9 protein-coding genes are annotated in these 13,487 nt (G+C 32.6%); 7 read left to right on the forward strand and 2 right to left on the reverse strand.

Going from position 1 to position 13,487, the window contains the following annotated elements:
• From pgi to L3X37_RS01105, 3 genes are all read left to right on the forward strand, one after another.
• Entirely contained in the window at positions 1-1,620 is a 1,620-nt protein-coding gene (pgi, locus tag L3X37_RS01095) for a glucose-6-phosphate isomerase (protein ID WP_237238320.1), read from the forward strand.
• A gap of 154 nt (positions 1,621-1,774) precedes the next feature.
• Positions 1,775-4,363 (forward strand): TonB-dependent receptor, encoded by a 2,589-nt coding sequence (locus L3X37_RS01100; RefSeq protein WP_237238321.1) that lies wholly within the window; start codon positions 1,775-1,777, stop codon positions 4,361-4,363.
• Positions 4,364-4,461: 98 nt separating this feature from the next.
• Entirely contained in the window at positions 4,462-4,899 is a 438-nt protein-coding gene (locus tag L3X37_RS01105) for a hypothetical protein (protein ID WP_237238322.1), read from the forward strand.
• A gap of 55 nt (positions 4,900-4,954) precedes the next feature.
• Here the strand turns inward: L3X37_RS01105 and L3X37_RS01110 are convergent, their stop codons facing one another.
• Positions 4,955-6,007: an endonuclease/exonuclease/phosphatase family protein gene (locus L3X37_RS01110; protein WP_237238399.1), complete on the reverse strand. Its 1,053-nt coding sequence runs from the start codon at positions 6,005-6,007 to the stop codon at positions 4,955-4,957.
• Between the two features lie 122 nt (positions 6,008-6,129).
• Here L3X37_RS01110 and L3X37_RS01115 point away from each other — a divergent pair, with 122 nt between their 5' ends.
• The 3 genes from L3X37_RS01115 (at position 6,130) to L3X37_RS01125 (ending at position 10,913) form a co-directional block, all read left to right on the forward strand.
• Entirely contained in the window at positions 6,130-8,931 is a 2,802-nt protein-coding gene (locus tag L3X37_RS01115) for a carboxypeptidase-like regulatory domain-containing protein (RefSeq protein WP_237238323.1), read from the forward strand.
• Positions 8,932-8,987: 56 nt separating this feature from the next.
• Positions 8,988-10,415, forward strand: coding sequence for a DUF5689 domain-containing protein (locus L3X37_RS01120; RefSeq protein ID WP_237238324.1), 1,428 nt, complete (start codon positions 8,988-8,990; stop codon positions 10,413-10,415).
• Between the two features lie 120 nt (positions 10,416-10,535).
• On the forward strand, positions 10,536-10,913 hold the full coding sequence (locus tag L3X37_RS01125) for a hypothetical protein (protein WP_237238325.1): 378 nt from the start codon (positions 10,536-10,538) through the stop codon (positions 10,911-10,913).
• Here L3X37_RS01125 and L3X37_RS01130 read toward each other — a convergent pair whose 3' ends face one another.
• Positions 10,914-11,882 carry an endonuclease/exonuclease/phosphatase family protein gene (locus L3X37_RS01130; RefSeq protein WP_237238326.1) on the reverse strand — a complete coding sequence of 323 codons (969 nt, stop codon included), beginning with the start codon at positions 11,880-11,882 and terminating at the stop codon, positions 10,914-10,916. It lies immediately after the preceding gene.
• 62 nt (positions 11,883-11,944) lie between these two features.
• On the opposite strand from L3X37_RS01130, the gene hflX reads away from it, so the two are divergent.
• Positions 11,945-13,162 (forward strand): GTPase HflX, encoded by a 1,218-nt coding sequence (gene hflX, locus L3X37_RS01135; RefSeq protein ID WP_237238327.1) that lies wholly within the window; start codon positions 11,945-11,947, stop codon positions 13,160-13,162.
• Positions 13,163-13,487: the final 325 nt, after the last annotated feature.

Here is a 13,487-nt window from a genome sequence, read left to right on the forward strand (position 1 = left end):
ATGTCATTACCAAATATAAATCCAACTACAACAAATTCTTGGAAAAAACTTCAAGAGCACTTCAATCAAGTTAATAATATGCACATGAAGGATTTGTTTGCTCAAGATAGTGAGCGAGCAAATAAATTCACCATTAAATGGGATGATTTTTATGTTGATTTTTCTAAAAATAGAATCACCGAAGAAACATTTAAATATTTATTAGAACTAGCCAATGAGGTTAAATTAAAAGAGGCTATTGAGAGTCAGTTTTCTGGTGAAAAAATAAATCAAACCGAAGGAAGATCTGTTTTACACACTGCATTACGTGCTAAAAAAGATGCTGAATTTTATGTTGATGGTGTTAACGTTATTCCTGAAATTTATCAAGTAAAGCACAAAATTGAAAGCTTTACCAATGAAGTTGTAAATGGAGACAGAAAAGGTTTTACAGGAAAACCATTTACTGATATTGTAAACATTGGTATTGGCGGATCGGACTTAGGGCCAGCCATGGTTGTAGAGTCTTTACAGTATTACAAAAACCATTTAACAACACATTTTGTAAGTAATGTAGATGGCGATCATGTAAACGAAGTTATTAAAAAGCTAAACCCAGAAACCACTCTTTTTGTAGTGGTTTCAAAAACATTTACTACGCAAGAAACTTTATCAAACGCCAACACCATTAAAGACTGGTTTTTAAAATTGGCTACTGAAGATGCTATTGCAAAACATTTTGTTGCGGTATCAACTAATATAGAAAGTGTAAAGAATTTTGGAATAGACCAAAACAACATTTTCCCTATGTGGGATTGGGTTGGTGGTCGTTTTTCTCTATGGAGTGCTGTAGGTTTATCTATAAGTTTAGCTGTAGGGTATGATAATTTTGATAGCCTTTTAAAAGGAGCTAACAAAATGGACGAGCATTTTAAAAATGAGGATTTTAAAACCAATATCCCTGTTGTTTTGGCACTTATAAGTGTATGGTACAACAATTTTTTTAAAGCCGAAAGTGAAGCTGTTATTGGGTATTCGCAATACTTAAATCAGTTTGCTACGTATTTACAACAAGGTATAATGGAAAGTAACGGAAAAAGTGTTGATAGAAATGGAGACGCTATAGATTACCAAACAGGCACTTTAATTTGGGGGGAACCTGGAACCAATTCGCAACATGCCTTTTTTCAACTCATTCACCAAGGTACTAAATTAATTCCTGCAGACTTTATTGGATTTGTAAAATCGTTACACGGTAATAAAAACCATCAGGATAAGTTAATCTCTAATTTTTTAGCACAAACCGAAGCGCTTTTAAACGGAAAAACTAAACAAGAAGTAATAGATGAGGGGACTTCAAAAGAGATAATACCCTTCAAGGTATTTAAAGGAAACAAACCCACAAACACTATTTTTATAAATAAGCTTACCCCAAAAAGTTTAGGAAAACTAATTGCGATGTACGAACACAAAATATTTGTACAAGGAATCATTTGGAATATTTTTAGTTACGACCAGTTTGGAGTTGAATTAGGGAAGCAGTTAGCCAGTAAAATTCTAAAGGAATTTAATAGTGATAAAATTACCAATCACGAATCTTCAACAAACAATTTGTTAGAATATTATAAAAAATTAAGATAAAAGAGCATCATTTTTCTTATTTTAAAGCTTAAACATTAAAATATTCATAATTTCATTTATATTTTTTGATAAAATTTATTAGGCACGCATAATAAATATCTGTTATTTATATGTATTTTTGCGACGACTAATTTCAATATAATTAAACTAAATTATGAAAAAATCTATTCAATTTTTAATGCTTACTGTAGCATTTATGTTTTCTACAGTTATTATGGCACAAAGTACTATAACAGGTACCGTAATTGATGCCGAAATTAATGCGCCATTACCTGGTGCAAATATTGTCGAAAAAGGAACGACAAATGGAGTATCTACAGATTTTAATGGAAAATTTACTTTAACAACTCAAGAGTCTTCTGGACAGGTTGTTATTTCTTATGTAGGTTATAGCTCAGTAACTTTATCTTTTGATGGTAATGCTGATTTAGGGAATGTTAAACTAACATCAGACAATTCCTTAGAAGAAATAGTAATCGTTGGTTCTGGAATTATCGATTTAGCTGAAGATAGAAAAACGCCAATTGCGGTTTCTACAATTAAAGCAGCTCAAATTCAAGAAAAAGCTGGTAATTCTGATTTACCTGAACTTTTGAAATCAACACCTTCAGTACATACCACACAACGTGGTGGATTTGGAGACGGACAATTATTTTTAAGAGGTTTTGATCAAACCAATACAGCATTCTTACTTAATGGTCAGCCGATTAATGGTATGGAAGATGGTAAAATGTACTGGTCGAATTGGTCAGGTGTATTAGATGTAGCACAAGCTGTTCAAGTACAACGAGGTTTAGGATCTTCTAAATTAGCAATATCTTCTGTTGGAGGTACAGTAAATATCGTCACTAAGACACTAGATAAAAAGGAAGGTGGATTTATACAACAAATGTTAGCAAATGATGGCTACACAAAATCAACTGCTTCTTACTCTACAGGTTTGATGGAAAATGGGTTAGCTGTTACAGCTATGTTTGGACATTGGAGAGGTGACGGGTATGTTGACCATACAGAGGGTCAAGGCCAAACGTATTTCTTATCTTTTGGTTATAAAGTAAATGATAACCATCTTTTAAATTTAATGATAACTGGGGCGCCACAATGGCACGCAGCTGCAGGAAATGCAGATTTAGAAGATTTTTTAGCAGAAGATAGAGGAAGACGTTACAATTCCTGGAACGCAACAGGTGTAAATAGTTCAAATAATTTAAACTCTGGTGTTTACCCAGGTGGACGTAATGTATATCATAAACCAGTAATTAACTTAAACTGGGATTGGGATATAAATGAAAAATCATCTTTATCAACAGTTTTATACGGTTCTAAAGGTAGAGGGGCTTTTGTGCAATCACAGTTTGATAGAAACACACGTGAGGCAACATATGCTAGAGGTTCCAATAACAATCATGACTGGTATGGTTTAGTAACTAATTATAATAACGAATTAAATGAAAACCTTAATTTTAGTGTAGGTGCTGATGTGCGTATGTATAATGGAATCCATTATAGAAGTGTAAACGAATTTTTCTCTGTTGATTCTGTTGGCGATTCTAGTACTTATAATGGAGGTAGTTATGAAATAACTGAAACTTTTGGAGGAATAAATCCTTGGAATCTTTTATTCAACTCAAATGATGACCATGGACAACGTTTACACCCTTATTATGATTATGAAGAAGACATTAACTATTTAGGTGTATTTGGTCAATTAGAATATAATAAAGATAAATTCTCTGCTTATTTCCAAGGATCAGCTTCTACACAATCACATGTAAGAACAGAATATGGAAATTCTTCAATAGCTGGTAAAGGAGAAGTGTCTGAGAAAGTTAATAACCCAGGGTTCAATGTTAAGTTAGGAGGAGCATACCAAATTAATAATAATAATACTGTATTCTTAAATACAGGATATTATTCTCGCCAACCTTACCATAGTGATTTATTTATAGACGACAGAGCTTCTAACCAATTAAATCCGTTAAGTGACGAAAACCAAAATATTACAGGAATTGAAGCTGGATATAAATTTATGGGAGATAAAATTTCTGTAAATGCCAACTTATACTATACAATATGGGATAATAGAATTGATTATGATTCTGAAGATACAGATGATGATAATATAGCTGATGTATTTTACTCTACAAGTGCTATTAAGCAAGTGCACTATGGTGGAGAATTAGAAATATTTACGCGTTTAACAGATAAATTTCAGCTTCAAGGATTTTTATCAATTGGTGATTGGCGATATGATGGTAATGTAACACTTACTGAAACTTTAGAAGGAGGAGGCACAACAACTACTGGTGAAACAAGTTATATTGATGGTGTAAAGATTGGTAATGCTGCTCAATTTACAGCTGGTATTGGTGCTAAATATGAAATCTTACCAAGATTTAAAATAGATGCGAATTGGAATCAATATGATAAACTTTATGGCAATGCTAACTATGGCGGAAGTGAGTTTTCAACTGCTAATAATAGAGGTTCTATTGAATTACCTTCATTTGATACTGTAGATGCAGGATTATCATATAAATGTTTAGTAGGTGAAAATGACCAGAATTCATTACAGTTTCGCTTAAACGTTAATAATATATTTAGCGAAGTTTATTTAGAATATTCTGATGAGAATAAGCATGTTGATACAGGAGATGTAGCTTGGAATGGTGTTAATGTAGAAAACCGCGTAAGATTTGGTTACGGTAGAACATGGAATTTTAGTATGCGTTTCAACTTCTAATTTTTATAGATTATAAAATTACAAACCGCTTCATTCGAAGCGGTTTTTTTATACCATTTATTGTTACATTTGTAAAAATTAATTTTAAAGCACACACCATGTACGAAACTATATTAAATCTACACTCATATTGGGCTTATCTTGTTTTAATAATTTTAATTATAGCAGTAGGCAATGCGTTATTTAAATCGTTTGGAGACAAAGAATATTCAGCCAAAGATTTTAGAATATCACTTTTTACTTTAATAGTATCTCACATCCAACTATTAATTGGGTTGATATTATATTTTGTGTCTCCAAGATTTGATTTGTGGAGCGAGTTAGGAGGTAAAGTAATGAGTAATTCTATAGCACGTTTATATCTTGTAGAGCACCCTTTTGTAAATATTTTAGCAATTGCTTTAATTACAATGGGTTATTCTAAACATAAAAAGAAACTTACATCCAATTCAAAATTAAAAACAATAGCGATTTTTTATACCATCGCATTAGTCTTGTTTTTATCAAGAATTCCTTGGAGTACGTGGATGAGTTAATACAAATCGAGAGAAAACAAATACTAAAAAGCTACAAAACGATTTGTGGCTTTTTTTAGTCAATAACCTCCTTAATTAAGTATAAATAAACAGGGAAATGGTCGCTAAAGCCACCAGTAAAGTTTCCATTAGAAAAACTTCTAAAGGGGTATCCTTTATATCTTCCTTTATTATGAATTAAATAAGGTTTGTTAAAGATGCCTGCTTTATAAAACCTAAATGATGAAAACTCTTTTTCTAATAAAGGTTTTGAAATCATAATTTGATCGAATAAAGTCCAATTATCTCTATAAGCATTTGTGCCAACACCATTTGCATAAAAACTTTCCATAGGATTATAAATACCTTTTAAACCCACTTTATTTTTAGTTTTTTTTGCCTTTAGCACATCTTTAACGCTAGCGTTATTTGGGTTGTCATTTAAATCGCCCATAATAAAAATCTTAGCGTATGGGTCTATCGACTGAAGTGAATCTATAATACGTTTATTTAATTTTGCAGCTGCAATACGTTTGGGTCTGCTCCTAGCTTCTCCACCTCGTCTTGATGGCCAATGGTTTACTATAATATGAACGAGATCATCTTCAAGCTTGCCGCTTACTAATAATTGGTCTCGAGTATATATTCTTTTTTGGTTTTGGTCATCATAAATTTTCAATCCATGAGTGCTGGTATTTAAAGGGGTAAATATTTTTTTCTGATAAAGCAGAGCCACATCTATTCCTCGAGTATCAGGAGAATCAAAATGAACAATGCCATAATTTTTATGTCTAAGTAATGAGTCGTTAACAACATCTTCTAGCACTTCTCTGTTTTCAACTTCAGAAACTCCAATTATTGCGGGCGTGTTTTTTGTAGGCTCAAATCCAATATCAGCAATCACCCGAGACATGTTTTTTACTTTCTTTTTATAGGCTTCTGCACGATTCTTTTTTATTTCCATTATAGGGCTAAATTCATCAAATTTATTAGGATCATTTATAGTGTCAAATAAATTTTCTAAATTGTAAAAGGCTATGGTGTGAATTCTAAAATTTTTTTCTTGAGCATTTACAATAGTGAAAAAGCTTAAAAATAAAATTGAAAATCCAAGTCGTATAATATACATTTTAATAACTAACAGGTTGGTTTGTAATAATACAAAACCTAAGCCAAAGTTGTTATGTCGATGTAAAAAAATTAAAAACAATTAGTTACTTTTTCTTATAATTGGTGTCATAAAGTTAATGTATGAATAGAATAGCACTCATTTTTTTATTCGGAATTTTTTCAATTTCAGCTGTTTTTTCTCAACAAACTATTATTAAAGGGAGTGTTGTAGATGGTATTTCTTTTAATCCTATACCTGAAGTGATTGTTACTATTGAAGAAACAAATCAAACTACTCAAACAAATTTACTAGGCGAATTTATATTTAATAATAATGTGCCTTTGGGCGAACAAATTTTAAGAATTTCCAAAATAGGATATATTACTAAAAGATACCCCATTGTTGTTAATGAAAACCAAACGGTGAATATTACCGATATGACTTTGGAAGTCGATACCGCTTCACAAAACCTATTTACAATAACACTTTCTGATGATGAGTTAAACGACGACACGAGTGGTGCAGATAATATTTCGGGATTATTGGCATCTTCACTAGATGTGTTTCAACGTACTGCTGCGTTTGAGTTTAGCTCCTCGTTTTTTCGAGTTAGGGGCTTAGATTCAAAAAACGGATCTATACTAATAAATGGTATAGAAATGAATAAAATTTACAACGGAAGACCACAATGGAGCAATTGGGGCGGTATTAATGATGTATTGCGTAATCAAGAGCTTACATGGGGCTCAACACCTTCAAACTATAATTTTGGAGGTATTTTAGGTACAACAAATATTAACGTAAGAGCTTCCGAAGCAAGACCTGGAGGTAGAATAACATACTCGTCATCTAACCGAAGTTATACCAATAGAGTCATGGCAACCTATGCTTCAGGTTTATTAAAAAACAATTGGGCATATACTATTTCTATTGGCAGACGCTGGGGTAATGAAGGCTATCAAGATGCAACAAGTTATAATTCTAATTCATTTTTCGCTTCCGCGGAAAAGAAAATTAATGATGCGCATAGTTTGAATGTAACTGCTATTTACACGCCTAACAGACGTGGTAAATCGTCACCCAACACTCAAGAAATCTACGATTTAAAAGATATTAAATACAATGAATATTGGGGTTGGCAAAACGGAGAAAAACGAAACTCAAGAATTAAGGAGGTTAACGAACCTATTATGATGTTAAATCATTATTGGGATTTGAATAGTAAAACAAGTATAAATACAAACATTGGCTACCAATTTGGAAAATTAGGCAACAGCCGATTGGATTATAATGGTGCCGATTTAGTTAATGGGTTTCCGCAAGGTGGCGGTGCAAACCCAAGCCCTACGTATTATCAAAAATTACCCAGTTATTTTGAACGAAACTTTCCTAACGATTTGCAATTTGCATACAATGCTTTAAAAATATTTCAAAATGAAGGACAAGTTAATTGGAATGCCATGTACATTGCTAATATTAACAATGCTCAAAATGGAGGAAATGCTATTTATGCCCTTTATGAAGACCGGGTGGATGACTCACAATTAACCATAAATTCTATTTTAAACACTGAAATTAATGACCACATTCTGATAAACACAGGTATTAATTATAAAAGCTTAAAGTCTGAAAATTTTGCTGAGGTGTTAGACCTCTTAGGCGCACAAACCTATTTAGATATTGATGGGTTTGCCACTGAAATAAATGAGGCTCAAAACGATTTGTTAAATCCAAATCGAATTGTATCTGAAGGTGATAAATTTAAATACCATTATAACATTTTTGCTAATGAATTAAGTACTTATGCACAAGCTCAGTTTAATTATAAAACACTAGATTTTTATGTTTCAGGTAGTATAAAAAACACGCAATACCAAAGAGAAGGTATTTACCAAAACGGAGGCTTTGCCGATAATTCTTTAGGCAAAGGCGAACAGCTTACATTTACAGGATTTGGAGCCAAAGTAGGCGCTACTTATAAGCTAACTGGTAAACATGTGTTTGATGTTAATGCAGGATATATCTCAAGAGCACCATCAATTCAAAATACTTTTTCAAATTCTAGAGAAAATCATAATATAGTGCCTAATATCTCAGAAGAAAAAGTAGCTTCGGTAGATGCGAGTTATATTTTTCGTTCCTCTATAGTAAAAGCTAAATTAACAGGATATTTTACAAAAATTACTGATGCCAGTGAGATATCATTCTTTTTTGCCGATGGCATTGGTGGCGATAATACCGCATTTGTACAGGAAATTTTACAAGGGATAAATAAAAAACATTTAGGAGCCGAATTTGGTATTGAAGCCCAAGTGACACCAACTATTAAATTAAAAGGGGCTGCAGCTGTGGGGCAATTTACTTATGACAATAACCCCAATTTATTTTTGTCAACAGAGCCAGATGACGAATCTATTACAGCAGGATTTATTGATGGATTTAAAGATTTTGGGCAATCTAAACTTAAAAATTATAAACTTGCCTCTGGTCCGCAAAATGCATATTCAGTAGGATTTGAGTATCGAGACCCCGATTTTTGGTGGTTTGGTGCCACGGCAAATTTTTTCTCAAATACGTATATTGATGTGAGTCCGCTAACACGCTCATCAAACTTTACAACCGATTTTGATGGCAATATTTTTAACGATTATGATGAAGATTTAGCAAGGACACTTTTAAAGCAAGAACGTTTTGACGATTATATGGTGGTGAATTTAGTGGGCGGGAAATCATGGAAAATCGGTAAATACTATGTGGGACTTTTTGCAAGCGTTAATAATCTTTTAGATGAAATATATAAAACAGGTGGTTTTGAACAGGGTAGAAATGCCAATTTTAGAGAGTTGCGTGATGATAAAGCGTTAGAAACTCCAGTTTTTGGTCCAAAATACTGGTATGGAAGAGGGACAACATATTTTTTAAACCTTAACCTTAGATTTTAAAATAAACAAACCTGCAAGGTTTTGAAAACCTTGTAGGTTTAAAAATATAGATAGTTATGAAAAAACTTTTAAAAACAGGAACTGTATTATTAATACTGTTTTTGGTGTCTTGTGTAAAAGACGACGATTATGGTGTGCCAGATATTTCAATAACAAATCCTGATATTCCGCAAGAAAAAATTACCACGTTTAAAGCTATTAAATCGCTTTTTGAACAAGCTGTGAATGGTGGAAATTCAACAGTAATAATAAATGATGATGTTTATATTGAAGGCTATGTGGTGTCATCAGATAAATCGGGAAACTTTTTTGAAGAGCTCATTATTCAAAATAAAACAGATCATAGTAACCCCGATAACGACACGAGGCTCGGTTTTAAGATAGACATAAATGTAAGCAGTTTATCAGATACCTATCAATTTGGTCAAAAAGTATATGTTAAAATGAACGGATTGACCGTTGGTGAAACCAGTGGTGTTATTACTATTGGCAAAGGTGATGCGGTAAATGTAAAGCAAATTCAAGCCTCAGAATATAAAGACATTGTTATTAGAACTAGTGAAGTTGCCGAAATATCACCCAAAATTGTTGGATTAGCAGATTTAACTGAAGCTGATGAAAACACCTTAATTAAGTTAGAAAACATGCAATTAAACCGGTTTGAATTAGGAGCTACTTACGCCAGTGAATCTTTTGATGAGTTTGACGGATTCCGATTATTAGAAAGTTGCGATTCTGGTGTTTCTATGATTATGCAAACCAGTACATTTTCAGACTTTAAATCGTTAATTGTGCCACAAGGGAAAGGAAGCATAACAGGAATATATAGTAGAGATTTTAGAGACGATTTTAGTGTTATAATCATTAATAGTTCTGAGGCTATTAATTTTGAAAGTACAGAACGTTGCGACCCTATGGAATTAAGCTGTGGTTTAGCAGCAACACTAGGCACAGGAAACTTATTGTTTGAAGATTTTGAATCTCAAAAAAATAGTAAACCTATAAATATTACTGGATGGACCAATTACATCGAGGCTGGTACAGAAGCTTGGGAAGGTTGGTCATCAACCTCAACAAATGCTTCTTTGGGGCGGTCGGCGAGGTTTCAGTCTGCCAGTTCGGGTGATGAAAGTAATATAGGTTGGTTAATTATGCCCGCTATCGATTTAGATGCTCAAGATGGAGAAACTCTACGTTTTAAAACATCTAATAGTCGTGCAGACAGCAGCTATATGGAAGTGTTGTATGCTTTAGATTGGGATGGTAATGAGGCCAATATTAAATCAGCAACTTGGGGTGTGTTATCTGCGGCTTATGTAGTAAAAGATACTGATGCATTTGTGCCTTGGTTTAACTCTGGTAGTGTAGATTTATCGTGTATTTCAGGCACCATTCATATCGCATTTAAATATACTGGTAGCGGACAAGATACTTTTGATGGTATTTATGAGTTGGATGAAATCAGTATTGATTTTATTGAGTAATTAAGAGCAGAAGTGTCAAATTTTTTTGACATATTTACCATATACCATTTCAAATTAAGTAATGATATTAATAGGTTGATAATTAACCTAAAGGTTATAAGAATACCTTAAATTCGCAAAATGACTGTTTTCGACCAATTTTACTACTCTATTTATGCGTTTTATAAAAAACGATATAAGCAAAAGGCAAATACTTTGGCATTGGTTTATGTATCTGTACTTCAAATAAGTTTAGTGCTTTTTTTAGGCTGTTTTTTTGCCGCTTTTTTTAGTAAAATGAATATGGATACAATGTCATCTACTAAAGCTTGGACACTATTCATTTTAATATCAATCGCTATTCATTTTAAAAATTGGATGCAATACTCTGGTAAGAGACGCATGATGATAAACGCAAAATTGATTAAAAAGAAAAAACCATTAACTAACATTTGGCTACTTGTCGTTTTGCCAGTCTTTATTTTAATTTTGGCTTACATTATGTTTCAAGCAATATAATTACTTCTTAAAAACAGTATACACTGGAAAATGGTCACTATAACCGCCATTATATCTTTTACCAATATAGGTTCTAAAAGGAGAACCTTTAAATTTGCCATTAAAAGTTTTTAAAAAGTTTTCATCAAAAATATTTGCAGTGTAAAATTCAAATAAGCTATCTGAAGTTTTAAAAAAGTTAGTCGAAATTAATACTTGATCAAATAAATTCCATTGTCTGCCATGGTAAGTTGTTCCTCGACTATACGAGCGCAATGTTTCCATTGGGTTAAACATATCAAAACCATTAACCAGTTGTTTTATACTATTGCTATGCGGATCATCGTTAAAATCACCAATAACAATAATTTTAGCATCATTATTTTCTAATCGCAATGTCGTAATAATTTCTCCAACTTTATTTGAAGATGCTAAACGCTTGTACTCTGTTTCCTTTTCGCCTTCTCGTCTAGACGACCAATGATTAACAATAACATGAACAAGTTCGCCATCTAATAAACCAGAAACCAATAAAATATCTCGGGTATAGTCAGGAGAGCCATCTTCATCCGTTAGTTTAATAGTAAATGTTTCAGAAGCAGAAACCTTAAACATATTTGTGTCATAAAGTAAAGCCACATCAATCCCCCGTTCGTCTAGAGAATCATAATGCACGTAGCTGTAATTATAATCTTCCAAATGTTTGGAAGCCATTAAATCTTCAATAACTTTGGCGTTTTCAACTTCGCATAAGCCCACAATTGCAGGATGTTTTCCTGTTTCTTTTCTCCCAATATTAGAAATTGCAAAGCCTAATTTCCTAAGTTTATTTTTATAGCGTTTAGGTGTCCATTTTTTAACCGATATAGGTAAAAAATCATTATCGTTAGTGTGTTTATTGTCCCGTAAATCAAATAAATTTTCAAGATTATAAAACGCAACAGTTTGCATATTGTGCCTTACAGGAATGTTATCAAAGGTGTCTGTCATGGTTCAAAAATAGGATTAAAAATATTAAAACTAAAATCAAGGCAATTATGTAACTTTGCAACATGATTCAAAAGAAAGATACGGTTTTAGAACGCGCCGTTTTAATAGGTATTATTACTAAAGATCAAGATGAAGATAAGTCTAAAGAATATTTAGACGAGTTAGAATTTTTAACCTTTACTGCTGGTGGAAATGCTATAAAACGCTTTACCCAAAAAATGGACATGCCAAATCCTAAAACTTTTATAGGTTCTGGTAAAATGGAAGATGTGCGCAAATTTATTGAAGAAAATGATATTGGTACAGCTATTTTTGATGACGAATTGTCTGCAGCACAAGAACGAAACATAAGTAAAATACTTAATGTTAAAGTATTAGATAGAACTAATTTAATACTGGATATTTTTGCACAACGCGCACAAACAAGTTATGCAAGAACACAAGTGGAATTAGCACAATGTGAATATTTGCTACCTAGACTTAGAGGTATGTGGACTCACCTTGAGCGTCAAAAGGGGGGTATTGGAATGCGTGGACCAGGTGAAACTGAAATAGAGACAGATAGACGTATTGTTCGAGACAAAATTTCGCTTTTAAAAGCACGAATAAAAACCATTGACAAACAAATGGCTGTACAACGTGGAAACCGTGGTAAAATGGTTCGTGTGGCGCTTGTAGGTTATACCAATGTTGGTAAATCTACCTTAATGAATGTAATTAGTAAGAGTGAAGTATTTGCCGAAAACAAACTGTTTGCCACTTTAGATACTACGGTTAGAAAAGTAGTTATACAAAATTTACCTTTTTTGTTAAGCGATACGGTTGGATTTATTAGAAAGCTGCCAACCCAATTGGTAGATAGTTTTAAAAGCACCTTAGATGAGGTTAGAGAAGCCGATCTGTTATTGCATGTGGTAGATATTTCGCACCCCAATTTTGAAGAACATATTGAGTCTGTAAATAAAATTTTAGGTGAAATAGATAGTAGTGATAAACCAATTATCATGGTGTTTAACAAGATTGATGCTTACCAAGCAGAACCTTTTGATGACACCGATTTAGTAGCTAAAAGAACCGAAGCACATTACAGTTTAAACGAGTGGAAAAAAACATGGATGAGTAAATTAGGTAATAAAGCTTTATTTATCTCTGCATTAAATAAACAGAATTTAGAAGACTTTAAAAAACGTGTTTATGATGAGGTGCGAGAAATTCATATCACACGTTTTCCATATAATCATTTTCTGTATCCTGATTATGATGACACTCCGCCCTTGTAAATAGTAGACAAAAAGCCGTAAAATGAAACGGATTTAGTCATTTTTAAATCGAAAATAGATTAGGGGAATCTTATTGTTGGACGTTGCCGTTGTTGACTTTTTTTATCTATTTGTTTTAGTGTACTTTTATTAAATTTCCAACCAAAGCGGAATGGAGTTCCCTTTAAGCAATCTCAAGCAATGCAGTTATTGGCAGCCCTATAGGGAGGGATAGCTAAATCAACATAAATAATATTAATATTTTAAGTGAAAAATCCAAATTTCTTCGTTAAAAATAATCACTATAGCTATGTCTATGTCTCAAATTTTTGCCTAAAACTTTGAT

It is taken from the genome of Wocania arenilitoris (assembly GCF_021728535.1).
Classification (GTDB): domain Bacteria; phylum Bacteroidota; class Bacteroidia; order Flavobacteriales; family Flavobacteriaceae; genus Wocania_A; species Wocania_A arenilitoris.

What these genes read in the sequence shown, in the direction of transcription:
- L3X37_RS01110 (WP_237238399.1), bottom strand. Translation starts at nt 6,007, where the DNA reads ATGTATATTATACGACTTGGATTTTCAATTTTATTTTTAAGCTTTTTC.
- pgi (WP_237238320.1), top strand. Translation starts at nt 1, where the DNA reads ATGTCATTACCAAATATAAATCCAACTACAACAAATTCTTGGAAAAAA.
- hflX (WP_237238327.1), top strand. Translation starts at nt 11,945, where the DNA reads ATGATTCAAAAGAAAGATACGGTTTTAGAACGCGCCGTTTTAATAGGT.
- L3X37_RS01120 (WP_237238324.1), top strand. Translation starts at nt 8,988, where the DNA reads ATGAAAAAACTTTTAAAAACAGGAACTGTATTATTAATACTGTTTTTG.
- L3X37_RS01100 (WP_237238321.1), top strand. Translation starts at nt 1,775, where the DNA reads ATGAAAAAATCTATTCAATTTTTAATGCTTACTGTAGCATTTATGTTT.
- L3X37_RS01125 (WP_237238325.1), top strand. Translation starts at nt 10,536, where the DNA reads ATGACTGTTTTCGACCAATTTTACTACTCTATTTATGCGTTTTATAAA.
- L3X37_RS01105 (WP_237238322.1), top strand. Translation starts at nt 4,462, where the DNA reads ATGTACGAAACTATATTAAATCTACACTCATATTGGGCTTATCTTGTT.
- L3X37_RS01115 (WP_237238323.1), top strand. Translation starts at nt 6,130, where the DNA reads ATGAATAGAATAGCACTCATTTTTTTATTCGGAATTTTTTCAATTTCA.
- L3X37_RS01130 (WP_237238326.1), bottom strand. Translation starts at nt 11,882, where the DNA reads ATGACAGACACCTTTGATAACATTCCTGTAAGGCACAATATGCAAACT.